The sequence below is a fragment of the Bacteriovorax sp. Seq25_V genome, from assembly GCF_000447795.1.
In the GTDB taxonomy this organism is placed as follows: Bacteria; Bdellovibrionota; Bacteriovoracia; order Bacteriovoracales; family Bacteriovoracaceae; genus Halobacteriovorax_A.
Window position 1 is genome coordinate 117,286 of the sequence record NZ_AUNI01000009.1, and the last position, 20,923, is coordinate 138,208.

Sequence of the window (20,923 nt, forward strand, 5' to 3'; positions counted from 1 at the left end):
TTCACACTCTTAGTAATACACCCCGAGACTTAATAGTTTTAATATACTTCGAAAATGGTTTCAGTTTCTTTCTTAAGTTAGAAAGGTGAGTATCAATATTTTGAGATGATGTATTTGTACTCGCCCAAATAATCTCAGCGAGGTGTTCGCGTGGAAAAATCTTGTTTGGATTTGTCACGAGAAGGTGAATGATTTTATATTCAATTGGAGTAAGAGTGACATTAGTATTTGCTACTACAGCAGATTGCAGGTCAGGGTTTAGTGCAAATTCATATCCATCAAGTTTTAAAAGCCCAACGTCCTTTTTTCTTCTGTGTTTTGCTTTTTTTGCTTCAACTTTATTTTTGATACGTGCAATAAGCTCATTGATTGAGACGGGCTTAACAATAAAATCTTGAGCCCCTAGATCAAGGCCTTTAATTAGTGCATCTTCCGATGGATCACCAGTTAAAAAAATCGCAGGAAGTTGAGGATGAGTTTGTCTCATCTTTTCATATAATTCAAATCCATTGATATTTGGCATATGAAGATCAAGAACAACAAGATCAGTCTTACTTGTGTTGAGATAGCCTAATAGTTCAAGAGGGTTTTGAATGAGTTCCATTTCAAACTCAGATCCAAGTAGGTCTCTATAGTTGTTTAGGTTGTCTTTAACATCGTCAACGATAGTAATGTGCATACAAAATCCTATTTTAAAATCTTAAGAAATGCCTTGTAAGTAGTTATATTAGTATTATCTAGTATTTTAAGTCAAAGAAAAGGATTTGGGAAAGTAAATAATTATAATGTAGTAGAGAAAAGGGCCCTAAGGCCCTAATTATATTGAGAATTTTAAGACTATTTACGTTTTACAGAACGCTTGTTGGACTCAAGGATTTTCTTACGAATGCGGATATTTTGTGGCGTTACTTCAACCCACTCATCGTTATCAATCCAATCTAGTGCCCACTCAAGAGTTCTTGGTCTTACTGGAGGTAGGATGATGTTTTCGTCTTTACCAGCAGTACGAACACTTGTAAGTTGTTTCGCACGACATACGTTTGCAATTGTGTCGTTTTCTTTCTTAGCTTCACCAACAACCATACCTTCATAAACAGTGTCACCCGGTTCAATGAAGAATTCACCGTTGTTAAGCAGGTTGAAAACAGCATAACCTGTTACTTTTCCAGCTCTATCAGAAATAATTGCTCCATTTTGTCTTGCTAGTAGGTCTCCCGCGTAAGGGCGGTATCCAAGGAATTCAGATGAAAGAATCCCTTCTCCGCGAGTGTCAGTTAGGAATGTTGATCTGTATCCAATAAGTCCACGTGATGGAATTTCGAATTCAATTCTTGTTCTGCCTTCACCAACTGGAAGCATTGAAGTCATAAGACCTTTTCTTTGAGAAAGTTTTTCTGTAACTGCACCAGTGTAATCATCTGGAACATCAAGAACAGCTTTTTCGTAAGGTTCAAGTCTTTCACCATTTTCTTCTTTGAAAAGAACTTCTGGTCTTGAAACCATTAGCTCGAAACCTTTTCTTCTTAGTTCTTCGAAAACGATTGCAAGTTGAAGCTCTCCACGACCTTTTAACTTGTAGATTTTCGCATCATCAGTTTGCTCATACTGAAGAGCTACGTTAAGACGACAAGCATCTAGTAAGAATTCTTCAAGCTTTCTTGAAGTAAGATATTCACCTTCTTGTCCAGAAAGTGGAGAAGTTGAAACTGAAACGTTAACAGAAACTGTCGGTGGCTCAACTTCAATTCTTGTCATTGGGTCAATATTATCTGTGTTACAGATAGTATCACCAATAGAAACTTCTTCAATACCTGAACAAATTACGATCTCTCCAGCAACTGCTTCAGTAACTTCTGTTGTTGCAAGACCAGCGTAAATTTGAATATTTGATACTTTGAAGTTCTTTGTTTTTCCATTTTTCATTACGCACGCAAAGTTTTGGTTCTTTACGATTTTACCTTGGTGAATACGTCCAACAAAAAGTTGCCCAAGGAATTTAGAGTAAGAAAGGTTAGATACTAAAAGTTGTAGGTGAGTATCGATATTTCTTACAGGTTCTGGGAAGTAGTCACTTACCATGAAGTCAAGAACTGGAATCATGTCTTCTCTTACTTCTCCTTGGTTTAGTGATGCCCAACCATTTTTTGCTGAAGCAAAAATAAATGGAATATCAATATCAAAGTCTTCAAGATCAAGTTCAGTTGCAAGTTCAAGAAGTAGATCTTCTACTTCACCCTTAACCTCATCGATTCTTTGGTCAGGTCTATCAACTTTATTGATAATAACCCCAACTTTAAGACCTCTATCTAAAGCTTTTCTAAGTACGAATCTTGTTTGTGGAAGTGGACCTTCTGAAGCATCAACTAAAAGTAGGATACCATCAACCATCATAAGAGATCTTTCAACTTCTCCACCAAAGTCCGCGTGGCCTGGAGTATCGAGAAGGTTGATCTTTGTATCATTCCATACAAATGAACAGTTTTTAGCTGTAATCGTAATCCCTCTTTCTTTTTCAATTTCACCAGAGTCCATAACTCTTTCTTCGATTTCTGCTCTTGCATCAAAAGTGTTTGATTGTTTTAGTAACTCATCAACCATTGTAGTTTTTCCGTGGTCAACGTGTGCCACGACGGCAATGTTTTTTAATTTGCTAAATGAAGCAGTCATAGTTCTTCCTCTGTAATGTAAATTTTGTGAGAGTATAGTTTTAATGGCGCAATATGTAACTATTAATATTTAATCTTTTTAGAAAAATAACATTAAATATGCTATTAATTGCGTCATAAACTGATGAAAATCTAACATAAATAAAAAAAATGGAAATAAAGTGATTCAAGTATTCGGATTATCGAAAAGTTATGGGGAACGTGTCTTATTTAGCGATGTGACATTTTCAATAAATAAAGGCGAGAGGGTTGGCCTTGTGGGAAGAAATGGGGCAGGTAAGTCGACCTTGTTCAAAATTCTTCTTGGGGAGCTCTCATTTGATACTGGTGATTTGAACATTCCAAAGGCCTATAAACTTGGAACATTAAAGCAGCACATTGAATTTACGCAGGCAACTGTTATCGCTGAATGTATGTCAGCTCTTCCAAAAGAATTTGAATACGAAACATATCGTGCTGAAAAACTACTTTTTGGTTTAGGTTTTACGCAAAAAGATATGGAGAGAAGTCCGAGTGATTTTTCTGGTGGGTACCAAATTCGTATTAATCTTGTGAAGACGCTTTTACAAAAACCTGACTGCTTGTTACTTGATGAGCCTACCAACTATCTTGATATTGTTTCTCTTCGTTGGCTTAGAGATTTTCTAAAGTCATTCCCTGGTGAAGTGGTCCTGATTACCCACGATAAAGATTTCATGAATTCAGTAGTTACTCATACTATGGGAATATCGAGAAAGACTGTTCGGAAGTTCAAGGGTGATACAAATAAATTCTACGAGAGAATTATCGAGGAAGAGGAAATATACGAGCAGACTCGAATTAATCAGGAAAAGAAAATTCAGCATATGATGGATTATGTTGATAAGTTTAGGGCGAAGGCTAGAGGAGCTTCTCAAGCACAGTCAAAGCTTAAGATGATTGAAAAGATGGAGCGTTTTGATGCTTTAGCTAGTGAGAAGAGTTTGGATTTTGCATTTAATTATCAGCCATGCCCGGCAAAAGTTATTATGCGAATAGATGCCCTGACTTTTGGATTTAATGATAAGAATCTTTTTGAAAATATTACTTTTGCAGTTGAGTCGAATGATCGAATTGGAATCATTGGAAAGAACGGTAAAGGGAAGTCAACTTTCTTGAATTGCTTAGGAGAGTTTCTTACCCCTAAGTCCGGTGAAGTCTGGAGGCATTCGAGTTTAAGCCTAGGACACTTTGGCCAGACCAATGTTGACAGGCTCTATGCTGACAATACGATTTATCAAGAAATTCAAAGTGAAAATGAAGATATGACAATCTCCAAGGCACGTAGTGTATGTGGGACAATGCTTTTCTCAGGTGATGATGCGGACAAGAAGATCAAAGTATTGTCTGGGGGAGAGAGAGCGAGGGTTCTACTTGGAAAAATTTTAGCTCGTAAGACAAATCTTCTCTTCCTCGATGAGCCTACAAACCATTTAGACATGGAGTCGGTCGAATCATTAATTGATGCCATCAAAGATTATGAGGGCGCATGTCTCGTTGTAACCCACTCGGAAGAACTGCTTAGAAAGTGTGTTAACAAACTTGTTGTTTTCCGTGAAGATCACGCTGAAGTCTTCGAAGGAACATATGATGAGTTTCTTGAAAAGATTGGATGGGACTCGGAGGAGGAAAAAGTTTCAACTCAAAAAATTGTTGAAGCTGCTCCTGTTGTGAAAAAGAAAAAAGGTAACTCTCAAAAACTTGAAGCAGAGGAAGAAGAGATTACATCTAAGATTGAAGTACTTGAAAACTACTTGAATGTCATAAATCAAAATATCATTAAGCACTCAGAGTCTGGTGATCATGAAAAAATAATGGCCTCTACCGCTGAGGCCGAAAGCGTAAATCAGAAAATCGAGGAATTATTTCTTCGCCTAGAAGAGATTCACGATTTACTTGCTGATTAGATTAATTATCTGGTTTGGTTTGGCGTAGATTTCTTTCTCTGCGCCAGATCGATTACGTACTCTGAAATGCATATAGTTTTCGTTTTTAACTTTCCTTGTCATCAGCATGATATTGCAGTCACCAACTTCTTCTCCCCAAATATAAGTCACATCTTTTTGATTTTTAGAACTGTCTTGGCGCTCAAGTTGCCAAATAATATGGGATATATCACAGCCGTTAAAAATGCTTTTAATACTGAGATCGTTTGGAATCGATATGCATGGGGCTTCTTCCTCAACTATAGGATAATGAATCTCAATATCGGAAACTTTAAATTCTTCTGACTCGGTTATTACTTGGTTTATAGTCCTACCATCTGTGCAAGTATGATCTGGGGAAAAACCAAGATCTGAAAAAGCAGTAATCGTTTCGGCTAATTTTTGTGAATTGTATCGATAGTTATCGAGCATGGATTCTTCAAAGAAGTCATCTTCTTTTGCGTACTCAATACTCGAAAGTGTTCCAGGCTCCTCGTCTTCGGCAAAATAACTTATTAATTGGTCAACATAATCGCAGGCGATAGCCGGAATATTGAACCCTGCAGCGGAAATAGCTGGAGAGAGCTGTCTCGTGTCGTAATCATATCTTATATAGATTGAAATAAGTTCCTGCAGCATAAAGTCTTTAGCTTCTGGAGGAAGGGAACTAGAGCTTAAAGCAATTTCGTAGAGACTATCTTGATCTACTTTGTGGAGATAATTATAAACATAAGTTCTAAAAGCATCATCCGATAATTGTGAGATTGCAGAGGCATCTGTTCCCGCTCTGAAAATTTGTATCTTATCTTCATTTCCTTGTTCTCTGGAAATATATTCTATAGCTTCAGCTCTGTAGGATAGATCCTTGTCAATAATGTTTTCATCGATCCCATAGTTAATATTTCTTCTGATATCATTTAAATTGAGATTGGAATTATTTGCTAATAATGCTTGTTCAATTTCTTCATAGCTATAATTGATTTTACCATCGAGCTTGTCTTTTACAGCATCTCGAGCTACTTCATATAACCTATAAATAGATTCTTTCTGTCCTGTAAAGGGATTTGTAAAAGTTGTCTCTGGAGACTGGGACATGTCGTCGATGACAGATTCGATATCCATTGCATGAATAGTAAGAGATAGAATTAAAGTAAAACAAAACAATTTCATTGGTTCTCTATTTTAAGATATTTTTACGCAATAGAGAGTAGGTATAACTCTCATCTGCTATCTATCGGAAAGTAGATGAGAGTTCTTGAATAGTTGATTGCTGGAATCGGGTACTATAGGTTGAAATAAGCAGTTAGTCCAAGATTTGTTTTATCTGCTCTGATATCATCATAGATAAACGTCGCGCTTGGAGCAATTGAGATATCTCTTGTGAAGAAATAAGTCATAGCAATAAGCTGTTGATTTTCTTTTCTATCAACATCGCTGAAGCCTTTATTTCTTAATTGCTCATAGTTACCAAGGTCTGTTTGAGCGCGAAGAGCAATATTTTGCCTTATATAGTACTCCATTGAAATACTAGCTTTGTATGCCCTTTGAATTTGATATGAGTATAGGGAGATGTCTCTTTTGTAGGTTGGTATATAGATTGTATCTTTATCGAAAAAAGCCTGCTGATATGAAAAAGTACCTGCAACATAAAATGCCCTTGTTATAGGAAGAGCTAGTGCATGCTGAAAGCTTAGGTTGTAATTATAACCATAATCTCTATAGAGCTTTTGAGTATATTTTTCGAATGCTAAGAAAGAAACATTTTGAAGATATCCAAGACGGTAAGTTTTAAAATAAGAAAGCTTTGGATTATCAAATTCTAGATTTTGGTGGTTATCATCAAATTCCTTTTGAAGAGAAGAATCATTAGATTCAAAACTTGAGTGGAAAGGAGTTGTCATATAAGTTCCAACCTGAAGTGAAAGGTTATCACTTTTTGAAATCCTATACTTCATCCCAAGTTGTCCAGAGAGAGATTGAAGGCTTGGCTTTTTTGCTGAATTTGTAATATTTGGTCTTTCGGCATTCATTGGATCACTTAAAGCTCCACCCTTATATGTAAATCTTGAATAAAAACTAAATGATGAAAGTGCTCCTGATAAGTTTTTTAACGTAGGGTTCTCAAGAACTTCTTCTTTTGATTTTGTTACTGCTTCTGGAGCTTTTTTTTCTACTGTATTTTCTTCCGCTGTATACACAGTCAGAGAAGTAAGCATAATTAAAAGAATTTTAAGCATTGTTCTCTCCTTTTAGTGAGTAATCACAAAAAATATTTTCATAATTACTAGTTTGATATGTTGTTTTTTTTGTTAGCGTATTAATTACTGTCGCTGACCTCCATGCCATTAAGCTTGTTTGAGGGTCAGCAATGCCGTGGCAGTGGCGACTGAAATTCATTGCGAAGATTCTATTCTCCGTTGGTAAATTAGCTCGAAGGGAATAGTCTTTCTCTAAAACTGGGCGATTGTTGTTATCAAAATGAATATTAGAAAATAGACTCTCAAGACAGTTTGGGATTCTTGTCTCAAACCCTGTGGCAAGAATAACAATATCGTAAGAAGCGACTTCGTCTTGATCATGCATTGTGTTCCTAGCTGTTACATTAAAATCTCCCTTAGGAGTTTCTGTCATCGCAGTGACCCATCTCATTGGAAGGATTTCATATCTTGTAAATTTCTTTAGGTAGAAACGATCGAGATACAGCTCATTATAAAAATCATCTAAGTAAACAGGTGTATTTCCATCACTCATGAATTTTTGATTGTTTACAATTTCTTCCTTGATCTCACTCTTTACATCGAAGAAACTATTGATAAAATCTGGAGTAAAGAAATCATTTGAAAAAGAAGCCTCATCTAGCGGTTGAAAAGTTTGTCTGTCTGAAATAATTGAAATCTTGTCTGCTCGTCCCCAGTTTTCTTGAAGTCCGTTTCTAAAAATCTCAAGACCTGTCTGTCCACCACCAACGATAAGAACTCTCTTGGCCGTGAAATCTACATCCTTAAGGTTTTTAGACTTCGCGTGGAAAACATTTTTGCCGATATGTGAAGTTGCAAAATTAGGAATTCTTGGAACTGGACCAGTTCCGATACAGATATTCTTTGCAACATATTCACCATTGCTTGTGGCTAAGTGGAAGTTACCATCTTTAAATGTTACATTCTCAACACTTGTATCAAAGAGAAGTCGATCAGCAAGATTTCTTGACACCCATTGGCAGTAATCTTGAAATTCTATTCTGGTAATAGACTTTCTTCCCGTATTCATGAACTGGTAGAAAATACCTTTTTCTACTAGGTAGTTTAGAAAAGACTGTGGATTCGTCGGATCAACAGGAGTGACGAGATCTTTCAAGTATGATGTTTGCATAATTGCATCATTGAAATGTAGCTCCTTGTGCCAAGTAAACTCTTTTTGTAGGTCAAAGAACTTCGATGACAGGTTGGTTTTACTAAGCAGTGAGGCTAAACTTAAATTGAATGGGCCTATCCCAATTCCGATTAGATCTAAAGTGTTACTCATATTTTTTCCTCGATATTTAATGATAATTGCCTCTTTCCTAGGACTGGCTTGAGCCTCTCTCTTGTGTCTCCGTAGCCACGTATAAATCTGACCTTGTTGACTAGAACTTTTTCAAATTTATGAGATGTGAGATCAAGGCTTTCAGAAGGAAGGGGATTTTGATTGATATATTTTCTTAACTCGTTGTTAAGAATTTTTAGAATGTTCTCTTCTGTTTGATTAAATGCTGCAGTGAAAGCACGAGCAACATATCTAAAAACAGTGACGAGATGCCCAGTGAAGAGATCATGGATTAAATAATTTGCAGGTAACTTATCGAGATGTTCGAAAAATGAGAATTCTCTTAGTGCACTGTCTGGAGTAACTCTCAGGTCTCCGTGGAAGTCTTTAATTATTAGACCTGCTGGAGAATGATTTTTCAGAACAATAATAGTATTTTGGCCATGAGCAACTAAACCTATCCCATACTTCATTTGTAGGTGATAAAGCGGAACAATCACTGTATTTACATATCTGGCAAGCCAGTCGTCTTCTGACAAACCACTAAGTTTTACATATTCTGCAATTAAAAAATTATCATTGTGTGAATAAAAAAGAGCTGCCGTTGGTATTGCAATATCACCTGAAGAAATTTTAGAATCTGCCGACTCTCTCCAAATGCAACCAAGCATCTCTTTGTAGCGATAAGGAGAAAATTCTATTCGACTGTAAATTTTATTATTTACACTTATTCCCGCAACTTCTTTCAGGCATATTGTATTTTGCTCTTTGAAGAGTTCATCACTGTTTAGAATATTTTCAATTTCATTTGATAATGAATGACCATATGGAATTACTTTGCTTGGAATTCCTCTGAAAGATGATGTGTTGAGGATTGAAACGGATGTTTTAATATCAAGTTTAGAGTTTTTTCTAGTGTTTGAAAGTGTTCTGATTGAGGACTGTGCTGAAAAATAAGATCCTAACTCACCAAACGAGATGATCATTTTCTCATTAATTAAATCCGCAAATTGAATAACAATTTTATTCTCCCATTGCCATGGATGAACAGGGAAAATGATATAATCACTAATGGAAATATTTGCTTCTGCTAGTAACTTATCAATTGTCTCAAAGTCTTCTGTCGAGAGAGATTCCTTGAGGAGAACATCAACGTCATAGTTGTCATCAAGTCCAAAAGTAGCAAGAGATTTATTGACTGCAATATAAACTAGCTGGAAGCTGTTTTTTGCCTCAGGAGAATAATTTTCTAAATCTTTTGATCCCCATCCTAGTCTTCCTTTGTTCAGAAGTAGCTTTGGATGACCATCGAGAAGATGATTCATTTCACTAAAACCATATTTTGATATTTCTTCAAGTGATAAGTTTTTATATTTATTTGTTATAAATACATCTGAATATAGTGTTTGCTCGAGTTCTTCGATAAAAATTGAAAGTGTTTCATCTGACATTTCTGTGAGATGTTGTGTTTCAAGAAAAAAATCTTTCGCTGATAAAGCTGCAACTTCTTGTGTACTTATAAACTTCTTAATTGTTGTATGATTAATTGAAATAGAGTCGAGTAGCGATTTTCTTGCTGAAAATGTATAGCTTATGCCATTGTTCAGGCTCAGACTAAAACACGAGTCTGAAAGGTTCTCATAGTTGAAAACTTCTTCGAAGTAGAGTTCTTCTAGGGCCTTAGAGATGATTTTTCTCGATGCTAATTGATAGTTATTTTCCACTTAGATACTCCTGGAAAAACCTACTACGGTCACAACGAGTGAGTGCTGCTCTTTTATGAGGAAAATCAAATTCTTTTACAAGTGACCAGCCTGGAAGGGACGTTGCAAATTTAATAACCTTTTTATTATCAGCTCTCGGCTCTCCCCAGATTCTTTTTGTATTCAAATTACTTTGAAATAAGTAGTCGCAGATACAGTTTATTGATTCTATAACATAGCGAGAACCTAGAAACTTTTCTTCTCCGATTAGGAAGTGAAAACCCATATCTTCTGATTCAGGATTACAGTAAGGAGCGATACGATCTCCATAAGCATTGTATACTTCAAAGTATCCAATTGGCTTTTCATCAACAAGACACATTAATGGTGTCTGATAAGGACTCTTGATAAGATTGTGAATATATGTTTTTAGTTCTTCCTTTGGAAGATTCATCTCCCAGAACTCTTTAACGTACCCTTGATGCTGCCAAGTGTAGAAAGTTTCTAAATCACTCTTGTTATTCATAACTCTAAAAGAAATGGGACGTGAAAGTTTCTTCACTTCTTTTGTATACACAATTTTATCAACAGTATTTGGCGTTATAGTTCGAGCATTATGAAATATTGGGTTTGGAATCTTGTTGTAAATAAGTGTTGGATCAGCCATTGTATTTTCATTGTGACTTTCAACTGAACATCTAAAATTACCTTTTTGCCAAAGTGTTTCTGAATTAAGGAGGTTGGAGATAATACTTCTGTCAGCAATTTGATCCCTCATTGATAATGTAAATAGAAAGTTTTTAAATTCATTAATGATGAATTTTTCAAGGTAGCTATCACCGTCAGCCATTTCACTAATAAATGAAAAAGTTGTGTTGATGATAAGATAATATGAAAAAATTTTGTTAACATTTTCACTGTCTAAAATATTCCCATTTTCTTTTTCAAAATTTGCAATTTGATGTTCAAATTTCTTCGATCCGTGTTGAGTGAATCCGCTTCCTTGGCAGTCTTTAAATAGGACTCGATCAAAGAGACCATCTTTAGTAGAAATAATAATGTTTTGGAGATGAGCCCCTAGTAAAACGCCGTGATCTGTAGCGAGTGTGAGTATAGGCTCGATAATTTTTTTAAAAAATGAATTAGAAATAAGTTTAGTTGCTAGAATTTTGTTTGAACTGTAGCTCTTTACAAGTGTGCCAAGTTGAGAGATTTTTGAATCACTTTTCTTTTCGATGAAAGTCGCGAGAAGGTGATAATCTGCACTTTCATTTTCAAAATTGTCTCTTAGTACAAATGATGACTCCTGAACTCCTTTGATGCAACTATAGACTGGTTCACCTAGGATTTTGAAGTTATCATATTTTTTAAGATGTTCTTGTATATATGAAGTTTCTTTTAATTGTGTTACTTGTAGCCCACGCATACACTCATTTTTTGTCAGCACTCGTACAGAGTTAGTCAGTTGCACGGACATGGAAAACTTGATTGTGAATGGAGCTTGGTTACAGTAGAGAGAGCGCATCGAAGATGTTGGGTACCAATCGTTTAGCCCTTCACTTGTTTTGATCTCTTTAGCAATATTTGTAAGCTTTCGTAGTTGCCATGGATGAAAAGGAAAAGGTGTTTTCCCTGTTGGGATATCAGTTATACCTTCAAATTTTGCAAGCTCTACAATTGCATCTTTATATTTTGCAGAAGCAATTAAACTTTCAACTATGTCATTGTCTAGCAGTATCCACTGAAGTTTAAACTTTGAAGCATATTCAGGAGAGAACTTCTCCGTCTCCTTATTTGTCATCCCCTTCTTAAGCTTTGGAAAAGGATGAAATGGGTGTCCAAACAGAAGGTTTTGTTCAGAAGCGATATAATTATCTGACGCTTGTTTGGTCGTCTTTTGTGCGTCGAAAATTCTTTCAAGTTCTTTATCGCTTTCTAGAATATTACTAAGAAAACTTGAATTATCTCCATGTGGAAATAGTTTAGTGATGATAATTTCTTTTAGAGACCCTGGAGTAATGTGAGTTAGATTACCATTCTCTTCAAGTATGTACTCCGATGAAAATTTGTGATTTCCTGTTATTGATATAAAGTCAGCATTAATTATAAGTTTTTCATCCGCTGAGAATGCAATGATTAATTTATTGTTCTTGAATGTAAATCTATCGTCACCTGAAAAATCTCTTAGAAGAGAGTTCAGAAATGATTGATTAGAATAAATTGTTGTTAAGTTATTCTGTTGCATTAGATATCCTATAACTCGAGATGTGGCTTAAAATGCTTAATATCGTAAATATTCCGAGCGTAAAGAGTAGTGTAGTTTGCAATGATCCAGCTGTTAGATAGATTAGTGTAATTAACAGAGCTGGAAATAAAATTTGAAACTTTCTTGTTTTGTAAAATGTATTTAATTTTTTAATTTTTAAATTTCGAATCTTCTTTTTTCGTATTAAGTATATGAGAAGGGCACTTAGTGGAAGAATGGAACTCAGCAAAGAGAATATTGTCCAGATTACTTTTAGTGTCGCCCCGCCAAAGTTTCCGTAATGTAGAGGCTCAGAAATAATGATTGTCTTAAGGATAAAAGGTAGTTCGACTACCTTAACGTCAATCGCCTCATTGACAGATACAAACATGAGTCGTTTAATTTCTCCTTCTTCAAGAAGAATAGAGTAAGATGATGGCGTCGAAAATTCATTATCTGGAAATGAAATAAAATCAACTTCATTTCCTTCTAGATTAGCAAAAGCTTTATTCAATGCTTTGGGAAATTCTGATTTAGCTTCTGCGCTAATTATTTGAGCGTTAATTTGGGACTTGAAGTATAGGTTAATAATTAGTCCATTAAATGAAAGAAACACGCCAGTGAGTGAGACTATTAGAAGCCATGAGAAAGTGAAAACACCGATAGTATTATGAATACTTCCAACTAATGTTCTAAGGTTAGAGACTGGTTTATTATTTTTAAACTTCTTAAGTATCAATATTCCACTAAGTAGGATAAAGATCAATCCAAGACCTATAAGGCCAATTAGATACTTTCCCTTTCCCCCAAGAAGTATATCTCTGTGAAGTTTGAGAATAAAATCAATGAATGTATCACTTGATTTTTTTATGTTTTGAATTGTTTCAATACTTTGATTTTCTTTGTTGTAAACTAACTTCGTTGCTCCGGAGAATTTAGTTTTTCCTTGATCTGTAATCCTAATATTGATGATCTTAGAATTGTTATCATCCTTGGCCAATGATAGAATTTTCTTATTAGGAAATTGAGTTTTTAATAACTCATAAGCAACTAAGAAATCTTGCTTTAGTAGAGGTCCTTCTTCTGAGTAGTGTACTTTCTGAGTTAGCTCTTCTTTCCAGATTAAAATTGTTCCAGTTAGAGCTAGGATGAGGAAATTCATGGCCAGGACTAGACCTAGAATCTTATGTATTTTGAATATTTTTTTAAAGATATTCGATTTTCTCATTTCTTAAACTTCTGTAGAGAGGAGATTTAAATAAGTTACAAATCTCCCTAATTCATCTATAGGTTGGATTTATCATTAAAAAGTTTGAGTAGTCAAACTATTATTTAAGTCTGTAAACATTGTTAATGGAATTTACTAAATCTGGATGGACAGTCGTGTATTTTTTTGGAGAAAATAGTCTATATATGACTTAGTTCAAGATGTGCTGTAGTGCGTTATTATATTAGGAAGGATAATTGTCAAAATAAGCTGCGTGAATGTTGAACTTTCAGCGCAGCTAAAACTAATGAGCTAATACAAATCTTTAGTTTTAAGTTCTGTGATAAATCAAAGATCATCACTATGAACTAAGGAAACAGAGTTCATGCAGTAGCGTTTTCCCGTCGGGGCAGGTCCGTCATCGAATACATGGCCAAGATGGGAGCCACAGCGAGAGCATACAACTTCCACTCGTGACATTCCCCAAGCATTATCTTCATGTAGAGTTACACTTTCTGGGATTGCATCATAAAAGCTTGGCCATCCTGTGCCAGAGTCAAATTTTGTCACACTATTGAAAAGCTTTTGTCCGCAAGAAGAACAGTGAAAGACTCCTGGTCTCTTTTCTTCATTGTACTTACCAGTGAAAGCTCTTTCTGTTCCTTTCTCTCTTGTTACGTGATACTGGAGAGGAGTCATCACTTCTTTCCAGTAGTTTTCATCTTTTTTAGACCAATCAATTTTTTCATAATCAATCTTTGAAAGATGGCTTCCAATCTTATCTTGCGTTTCTTTGGCTTCTGTTTTTCTAAAAATATTAAACATAAAAATACCTAAAATAAAAAATGGGATAATAATAAGAGCTTTTTTCTTCACGTTCACATCCTCTTAAAGGTTCTTGATATTTAGTGAATAAAGCACAACTTCTGTTACATCTATTATAAGCTATGGAAGGTTTGTTTCAATACTTATTGGTTTACGATCATCATCAATGGCGACAAATGTAAACTCACCATGCACAGCTAACTCTCGAGAATCATTATACATATCCTCGAGGTAGATATCGACTCCAACAACAAGACTCGATTTTCCAACCATTTTTACTTTGCCGATTAGTTCTGCAATAGTTCCTCCTGGAATTGGTTTTTTGAAGTCTACCTTTGAACTTGAAACAGTTACTACTTTTTGGCGAGTAAAACGTGTCGCCGTAATAAATGATACTTCATCCATCCATTTAAGTGCTGTTCCACCAAAGAGGGTGTCGTAGTGGTTAGTTGTACTTGGGAAAATTGCTTTTGATACTTTTGTTGTCGAACTCTCAATTCTACGAGATAAGTCCATGTTTCCTCCTGCGGGGTTGTTGAATCTTCAATAAAGGATCTGGCTTCTACTATTGTAGCTACAGTCGCGCGACGGCCGGGACTTTCACCCTGTTCACTTTAAAGAGATTATTTATTTCTTATATTCTTATATGTTTTGATTGCTAACATCAAGACAATTGTGAAAAGGATGAGTCCAACAAGTCCATATCCCATACTTACGATATCCTTTAATACAACAAGGAACACGATAGCTACAAGAAAGATTGTTGCAACTTCATTCCAAACTCTTAATTGGGTGCTTGTATACTTGAATGAATTATTTAGAAGTTGTTTTAAAATACGATGGCAGCTTAAGTGGTACAGAAAAAGTCCAAAGACAAAACATAGCTTTACAATAAGCCATGGATGGTTATTGATTGGAAAGTAATTATGAATGAGGGAAAGTCCAAAGAGAATAGTCACGATTGCAGAAGGCCACGTAATTCCAAACCACAGTCTTTTTTGCATAATCTTAAATTGATTAGATAGAATTTCTTTTTCTGGAGATGGTTTTTCTTGAGCTTCAGTATGATAAATGAAGAGTCTTACAATATAAAAAAGCCCTGCAAACCAAGTCGTTACAAAAATGATATGAAGAGCTTTAAGATAGAAATAACTCATTATTTAACCTCGAATACAAGGAAATGAGTTCTCTGGTATTTTGAAAAATTATTATCACTAACAAAAATTAGAGTCTTGTTTCCATTTGGAAGAGTTGGTCCAAAACACATTCCCTCAATATTATCAAGGAATTGATATTCAGAGTTAAGGTCCTTAATATAGTTGTCCAGATCAGCGACAATTTGTTTCTTAAGATGGGAAAGCTTCGCACCTTTCAAGCTTTTGATCGTTGAAACATCAGTTACTTTCTCGTCAATAGTTACTTTAAAGAGAAGGATTTTAGTTTTATCTACAATTGGGTAGTATGTTCTTTCAGCGACAAGTAGAGTATTGTCATCAAGCGAAAGAATGGCTGGAACTCCCGACTGAGCGCCTGTTGAAGTCATGATGGATTCTAGACTTTCAATTGGCCCTAGGGAGTATGCATATTCAGACATTGGCACAAATGTTGTGCCTGTTGATTTATATTTGGAAATCCTAATCGTTGAGGGAGCTTTAAGAGTAGCTACTTCACTATCTTGAACTAATGCATCTTCAGTTGAAAAGAACATATATTCACCAGAAGGTGAAATTGAAATAGGTTCAAAAGCAAGATTGTCTCTCACTCCACGAGTGAAGTAACCATTGTCTCGAAGAGGAGTAAACTTTTCATCGATCATGAGATCGTTGATATATTTTCCCTCAGATGAGAAAGTAATAATACGTGGTGGATAAATTGTCTTTCCACGAAGACTACCTTCGCTGGTAATAAGAAGGTTTCCATTTTTTAAAATTTCAATATCTTCAAAATCAATAGTATTTTTCTTATAGTCGGCTTCTTTACTGTTTTTTAAGTAAACCATATGAGATGGAGTGATATTTACTTTTCCATCTTTAATCTCTGTTTTGAATTTATAAAATCTTGCTGCTGCAAGTTTTGACCTGTCGTCACTGACGGCAAGAAGCTCATTGGTTTTTTCATTAAATCGAACCCCTGATAACCCACCAAAGGCCTTACCGTCCACAGAGAAGTCTTGAGAGTAGAGGATGTGGTTATTAAGTTTTAAATCAAGAGCTAAAATTGATTGCGTACATAAGAATAGGATCAATAGAAATTTCATAATTTTCTCAAAAAAGAAAGGCCGCATGACTGCGGCCAAGTATTAATTTTTAAATGTCGGAGCACCTTTGATATTTTCTGTGTAGAAATCACCAAACTTTTCCATTTGCTTATGGAATGATGCTGCAAGATTTTGAGCTTTCGTTACATAATCATTTTGATTTGCCCATGACATTTGTGGATTAAGAATATCAGCTGGAACATCTTTTAGTTCACATGGAATTTGAAGTCCAAAAATTGGATCCATTTCTGTTGGGGTATTTGTAACTTCGTTCGCTTGGATTCCTCGAATAATTTTTCTTGTGATCTTTAATGGGAATCTTTGACCAACGCCATATGACCCACCAGTCCAACCAGTGTTGATTAACCAGACGTTAAATCCTAGTTTGTCGATATACTCACCAAGAAGTTTTGCGTACTCAGATGGATGTCTTAACATAAATGGTGCTCCAAAGCATGGAGAGAAAGTAGCACTTGGCTCTTTTACACCAACTTCTGTTCCTGCAAGTTTCGCAGTGTACCCAAGAACAAAATAGAACATTGCTTGTTCTTTAGTTAGTTTAGCTACAGGAGGAAGAACACCAAAAGCATCTGCAGAAAGGAAGAAAACATGTTTCGGAGTATTTCCACGAGATGATTTTTCAAGTTCTTCGATGAAAGAAAGTGGGTAACTTGATCTTCCATTCTCAGCGAGAGTCATATCGTCAAAATCCACGATACGGGTATTTTCGTCCATCACAACGTTCTCTAAAAGAGCACCAAACTTATTTGAAGCTCTATAGATTTCAGGTTCAGTTTCAGCAGACAGTTTATATGTCTTAGCATAACAACCACCTTCAAAATTAAAAGTTCCCGCTTCGCTTAGTCCGTGCTCATCATCACCAATTAGGAATGTTCCTTCGTCTGTTGAAAGTGTGGTCTTACCAGTCCCTGAAAGACCAAAGAAGATTGATACTTCACCATTTTCGAGACGACTTGCACCTGAGTGCATTGGGAGAATATTTTTTTCTGGAAGTCTATAGTTCATGGCCGCGAACATACTCTTCTTAATTTCACCCGCGTAAAGTGTTCCACAGATAATTGTTGTGTTTGTCTCAAGGCAAGTTACAACCGCTACATCGTCACGAAGATTGAACTCTTTCGGATCAAGCTTTAGTTCTGGCGCGTGAAGAATTGTGTAGTCAGTATTATTAAAATCTCTCATCTTCTCTCTAAAAAGATGAGTAGAGAAAAGCGCATGATTAGGGTGAGTCGTAACAAGACGAGCTCCGATATTATGAACTTCGTCAGCACCAACTGATCTCTCCGTTACGAATAGATCTTTTGAGTCATTTAAGAAATTTAAGACATGTGACTTAAGTTTTGCGAAAGTTTCTGGAGTCATCGGGTGTAGATTATTTTCCCACCACACAGTATTTTCAGTTGCAGCTGATTTAACGATATATCTATCGTTAGCCGCGCGCCCAGTATATTTTCCTGTCTTAACAACAAGAGCACCATCCTTAGTTAACTTTCCGATCCCTCTCGCTACAGCTTGTTCAACTAGTTCTGCACGAGATAGGTTAAAGTAAATATTATTCGGACTTCTGTCGAGGTTAATACCTAGGGATTGATAAAAAGATGTCATGATTTCTCCAATTCGTATTTGATACTGTTAGTCATTTTTTGTTGTGACTCAATTTAACTATATTTAATGCCATTTGATAACTGCTTTTTTGAGGCATTTTTACAAAAATAGTGTGAGAATATATCGATGTTTGGAGCCGCATTGAAACGGTTGAAACTTTAATAGAATTTGATATATAAGTAATAGAAAAAATGTATAATTTTGCGCTCTGCGCACTTGGAGAGAAGGCCACAGATGAAGAAGCTTAGTTCTACGGAAATTAGAGAAAAATTTCTTGAATACTTTGAGAAAAATGATCACTTAAAAATTAAACCAGCATCAATTGTTCCAGAGAACGATCCTACGCTTCTTTTTATTAACTCTGGTATGGCACCTCTCAAAAATTACTTTCTTGGAAGAGAAGTTCCTCCAAGTCCAAGACTTGCTAACTTCCAACCATGTATTCGTACAAAAGATATCGATGATGTTGGAGACAGGCACCACCTCACAATTTTTGAAATGATGGGGTCATGGTCAATCGGTGACTACTACAAAGAAAGAGCATGTGAACTTGCTTATAATCTTCTTGTTAAGGAATTAGGTTTTCCAGCTGAGAGATTATACTTCACTGTTTATGGTGGAAACGAAGCTATTGGTATTAAGCCAGACTTTGAATCTGTAGAAGCTTGGAAGAAATGTGGAGTTCCTGAGGACCATATCGTTATGCTTGGTGATGATAACTTTTGGGGACCAGCAGGGGACACTGGTCCATGTGGTCCATGTACAGAGGTCTTCTTTGATTGTGGTCCAGAGTATGGTCCAGAATATAAACCAGGTGGGCACTTTGATGATGTTAGTCGCTACATTGAAATTTGGAACGCTGGCGTTTTCATGGAGCTTAACAAAAATAAAGACGGAAGCTTTGATCCACTTCCACTAAAGTCTGTTGATACAGGTTCAGGTCTTGAAAGACTTGCCATGGTCATGGGTGGACATGACTCTGTTTATGATACAGATCTTTTAAAGCCACTTGTTGATCTTTCTAGAGAACTCATTAAAACTGATGATGTAGCAACTAATCGTATGCTTTCTGATCACATGAGAGCAACGGTAATGATCCTTGCTGAAGGTGTAATGCCAAGTAATGAAGGTCAGGGATATATTCCAAGAAGACTAATTAGAAAATGTGTTGCTGCTTGTATTTCTCGTGGTGTTTCTCATCCAGACTTTACTAAGCATGTTGATAAAACAATTGAGATTCTTGGAGATAATTACCCACAACTAAAATCTGCAAGAGAGGCGATTCTTTATAACCTTTCTCAAGAGGTTGATGAATTCGTTCCGACTGTTAGAAACGGTTTAGAGATGATTGCGTCTGAATTGCAAACAAATAAGAAATCAAATGAACTATTTCCAGGGAAAATTGCATTTGAACTTGTTACAACTCATGGTCTACCTCTTGAAGTCATTAAAGCAGAACTAAAGAGTAAGAAAATTCCATTTGATGAGAAGGGATTTGAAGAGTGTTACGAAGAACATAGAAAAACTTCACGCGTAATTTCGAGAAAAGGTTCGACTTCTGAAGACCAAGCAAAAGTTGAAGAGGCATTTCTTTCAGAAGAAAATACAGAGTTTACTGGATACGATAAGACGAAAGATCTTTCGACTGTTGTAAAAACTTACTCTTCAGATGGACAGACAATTTACTTCTCAACTTTTAAAACACCATTTTACGGTGAGTCTGGTGGGCAGGCCGGAGATATTGGTTATGCGACAACATCAAACGGAAAAGTGGAAATTATTGATACAATCAAAATCAAGGGAACTCATGTTCATGTGGGACATGTTATTGAAGGAAAACTTGAAGAAGGTGATCAAGTTGAATTAGTTGTTGATGAAAAAAATAGAAAAGCATCAATGAGAAATCACACAGCTACTCACTTACTACACTCAGCACTTCATAAAGTTATTGGAACGCATGCTATTCAAAAAGGTTCTTCTGTATCTGCTGATAGACTTCGTTTTGACTTTCAAAATCCTGGTGCTGTGACAAAAGATGAACTAGAAAAAGTAGAACTTCTTGTTAATTCTTGGATTATGTCAAATAACTCAAAGACAACTGATCTTTGTGGCTATGAAGAAGCAATAGAAAAAGGTGCAATGGCCCTTTTTGGTGAGAAATATGATTCAGAAGTTCGAGTTGTTTCTTTTGGCCCTGAATCTGTAGAGCTTTGTGGTGGTACTCACGTTAATGCAACTGGTGATATTGGATTATTCCTTATCACAGCTGAAAGTTCAGTGGCTAAAGGTGTAAGACGTATTGAAGCCGTTACTGGTGAAAAGGCAATTCTTCTAATGCAGGAGAGGGCGAAGTTTTTAAGAGACGCTTCTGAGGAGTTAAAAGTAAAGCCAGAAGAAGTCGCTACAAAAATTAAAGAACTTAGAATTGAAATGAAAAATAAAATCAAAGAAGCAAAGGAAAATGCGGGAAGTGCTTCTTTGGAAAAAGAAATTAAACTTGAAGTATCTGGAGTTAAATTCTTCGCAGGTGTGACTAGTGGTGATCCAAATGATCTTAAGGCCATGGGTGATGACCTTATCAACCGTGGAGAGTATCAACTTATTTGTCTTACAGGAAAAGACGATAAATCTGTTAAGGCATTTGTTTGGTCAAATGATTCTTTAAATAAGAAAGTTAAGGCCGGTGATGCACTTAAAAATATTCTCGAGGTAATCGGTGGACGTGGTGGTGGAAAGCCGCAATTTGCTCAGGGTGGTTCACCTGAAGTTGCAAAATTACCAGACCTTGTGAAATACCTAGAATCTGACTTCCAAGCTTGGTTATCTACTAAAATTTAATCAATATAGTCGCTATTTCATAATAAATAGCGACTACTTTTCTCTCATTTTCATCTACTTATAGCCGATAAATTATTACTATTTACAAAAA

The 20,923-nt window shown here is 35.8% G+C and carries 15 protein-coding genes; 2 read left to right on the plus strand and 13 right to left on the minus strand.

Annotated features, from left to right (window positions below; translation table 11 throughout):
- Position 1: 1 nt before the first annotated feature.
- Positions 2-679, minus strand: a complete 678-nt coding sequence (locus M900_RS01855) for a response regulator transcription factor (RefSeq protein ID WP_021273502.1) — start codon at positions 677-679, stop codon at positions 2-4.
- A 158-nt stretch (positions 680-837) separates the two neighbouring features.
- Positions 838-2,667 carry a translational GTPase TypA gene (gene typA, locus M900_RS01860; RefSeq protein ID WP_021273323.1) on the minus strand — a complete coding sequence of 610 codons (1,830 nt, stop codon included), beginning with the start codon at positions 2,665-2,667 and terminating at the stop codon, positions 838-840.
- A gap of 160 nt (positions 2,668-2,827) precedes the next feature.
- On the opposite strand from typA, the gene M900_RS01865 reads away from it, so the two are divergent.
- Positions 2,828-4,591 (plus strand): ABC-F family ATP-binding cassette domain-containing protein, encoded by a 1,764-nt coding sequence (locus M900_RS01865; RefSeq protein WP_021273470.1) that lies wholly within the window; start codon positions 2,828-2,830, stop codon positions 4,589-4,591.
- Here the strand turns inward: M900_RS01865 and M900_RS01870 are convergent.
- The 11 genes from M900_RS01870 to M900_RS01920 form a co-directional block, all read right to left on the minus strand.
- Positions 4,577-5,779, minus strand: coding sequence for a hypothetical protein (locus M900_RS01870; RefSeq protein WP_021273094.1), 1,203 nt, complete (start codon positions 5,777-5,779; stop codon positions 4,577-4,579). The two genes, M900_RS01865 and M900_RS01870, sit on opposite strands and share 15 nt — an antisense overlap.
- 113 nt (positions 5,780-5,892) lie before the next feature.
- A complete protein-coding gene (locus tag M900_RS01875) occupies positions 5,893-6,846 on the minus strand; it encodes a hypothetical protein (protein WP_021273215.1) in 954 nt (317 codons plus the stop codon).
- Positions 6,839-8,131 (minus strand): lysine N(6)-hydroxylase/L-ornithine N(5)-oxygenase family protein, encoded by a 1,293-nt coding sequence (locus M900_RS01880; protein WP_021273350.1) that lies wholly within the window; start codon positions 8,129-8,131, stop codon positions 6,839-6,841. The genes M900_RS01875 and M900_RS01880 overlap by 8 nt, the downstream gene beginning before the upstream one ends.
- The gene (locus tag M900_RS01885) at positions 8,128-9,855 is read right to left on the minus strand and encodes an IucA/IucC family siderophore biosynthesis protein (RefSeq protein WP_021273352.1); all 1,728 of its coding nucleotides are present in this window, start codon (positions 9,853-9,855) and stop codon (positions 8,128-8,130) included. Before M900_RS01885 ends, M900_RS01880 begins: the two co-directional genes overlap by 4 nt.
- Entirely contained in the window at positions 9,845-12,079 is a 2,235-nt protein-coding gene (locus tag M900_RS01890; RefSeq protein ID WP_021273254.1) for a GNAT family N-acetyltransferase, read from the minus strand. Before M900_RS01890 ends, M900_RS01885 begins: the two co-directional genes overlap by 11 nt.
- Positions 12,066-13,307: a PepSY domain-containing protein gene (locus tag M900_RS01895; RefSeq protein ID WP_021273222.1), complete on the minus strand. Its 1,242-nt coding sequence runs from the start codon at positions 13,305-13,307 to the stop codon at positions 12,066-12,068. Before M900_RS01895 ends, M900_RS01890 begins: the two co-directional genes overlap by 14 nt.
- 327 nt (positions 13,308-13,634) lie before the next feature.
- On the minus strand, positions 13,635-14,111 hold the full coding sequence (msrB, locus tag M900_RS01900; protein ID WP_084703442.1) for a peptide-methionine (R)-S-oxide reductase MsrB: 477 nt from the start codon (positions 14,109-14,111) through the stop codon (positions 13,635-13,637).
- Positions 14,112-14,231: 120 nt separating this feature from the next.
- On the minus strand, positions 14,232-14,627 hold the full coding sequence (locus M900_RS01905; protein WP_021273112.1) for an acyl-CoA thioesterase: 396 nt from the start codon (positions 14,625-14,627) through the stop codon (positions 14,232-14,234).
- Between the two features lie 107 nt (positions 14,628-14,734).
- Entirely contained in the window at positions 14,735-15,268 is a 534-nt protein-coding gene (locus M900_RS01910) for a CopD family protein (RefSeq protein ID WP_021273549.1), read from the minus strand.
- Positions 15,268-16,368, minus strand: a complete 1,101-nt coding sequence (locus tag M900_RS01915) for an esterase-like activity of phytase family protein (RefSeq protein ID WP_021273469.1) — start codon at positions 16,366-16,368, stop codon at positions 15,268-15,270. The genes M900_RS01910 and M900_RS01915 overlap by 1 nt, the downstream gene beginning before the upstream one ends.
- Positions 16,369-16,410: 42 nt before the next feature.
- Positions 16,411-17,994 (minus strand): phosphoenolpyruvate carboxykinase (ATP), encoded by a 1,584-nt coding sequence (locus M900_RS01920; RefSeq protein WP_021273401.1) that lies wholly within the window; start codon positions 17,992-17,994, stop codon positions 16,411-16,413.
- Positions 17,995-18,228: 234 nt separating this feature from the next.
- Between M900_RS01920 and alaS the strand changes: the two genes are divergently transcribed.
- A complete protein-coding gene (gene alaS, locus M900_RS01925) occupies positions 18,229-20,832 on the plus strand; it encodes an alanine--tRNA ligase (protein WP_021273410.1) in 2,604 nt (867 codons plus the stop codon).
- The last annotated feature ends 91 nt before the right edge of the window (positions 20,833-20,923 follow it).

Bases quoted from the DNA above. Each gene is read 5' to 3' on its own strand.
- M900_RS01855 (WP_021273502.1), bottom strand. From the start codon at position 679: ATGCACATTACTATCGTTGACGATGTTAAAGACAACCTAAACAACTAT.
- typA (WP_021273323.1), bottom strand. From the start codon at position 2,667: ATGACTGCTTCATTTAGCAAATTAAAAAACATTGCCGTCGTGGCACAC.
- M900_RS01870 (WP_021273094.1), bottom strand. From the start codon at position 5,779: ATGAAATTGTTTTGTTTTACTTTAATTCTATCTCTTACTATTCATGCA.
- M900_RS01875 (WP_021273215.1), bottom strand. From the start codon at position 6,846: ATGCTTAAAATTCTTTTAATTATGCTTACTTCTCTGACTGTGTATACA.
- M900_RS01880 (WP_021273350.1), bottom strand. From the start codon at position 8,131: ATGAGTAACACTTTAGATCTAATCGGAATTGGGATAGGCCCATTCAAT.
- M900_RS01890 (WP_021273254.1), bottom strand. From the start codon at position 12,079: ATGCAACAGAATAACTTAACAACAATTTATTCTAATCAATCATTTCTG.
- M900_RS01895 (WP_021273222.1), bottom strand. From the start codon at position 13,307: ATGAGAAAATCGAATATCTTTAAAAAAATATTCAAAATACATAAGATT.
- msrB (WP_084703442.1), bottom strand. From the start codon at position 14,111: ATGTTTAATATTTTTAGAAAAACAGAAGCCAAAGAAACGCAAGATAAG.
- M900_RS01905 (WP_021273112.1), bottom strand. From the start codon at position 14,627: ATGGACTTATCTCGTAGAATTGAGAGTTCGACAACAAAAGTATCAAAA.
- M900_RS01910 (WP_021273549.1), bottom strand. From the start codon at position 15,268: ATGAGTTATTTCTATCTTAAAGCTCTTCATATCATTTTTGTAACGACT.
- M900_RS01915 (WP_021273469.1), bottom strand. From the start codon at position 16,368: ATGAAATTTCTATTGATCCTATTCTTATGTACGCAATCAATTTTAGCT.
- M900_RS01920 (WP_021273401.1), bottom strand. From the start codon at position 17,994: ATGACATCTTTTTATCAATCCCTAGGTATTAACCTCGACAGAAGTCCG.
- alaS (WP_021273410.1), top strand. From the start codon at position 18,229: ATGAAGAAGCTTAGTTCTACGGAAATTAGAGAAAAATTTCTTGAATAC.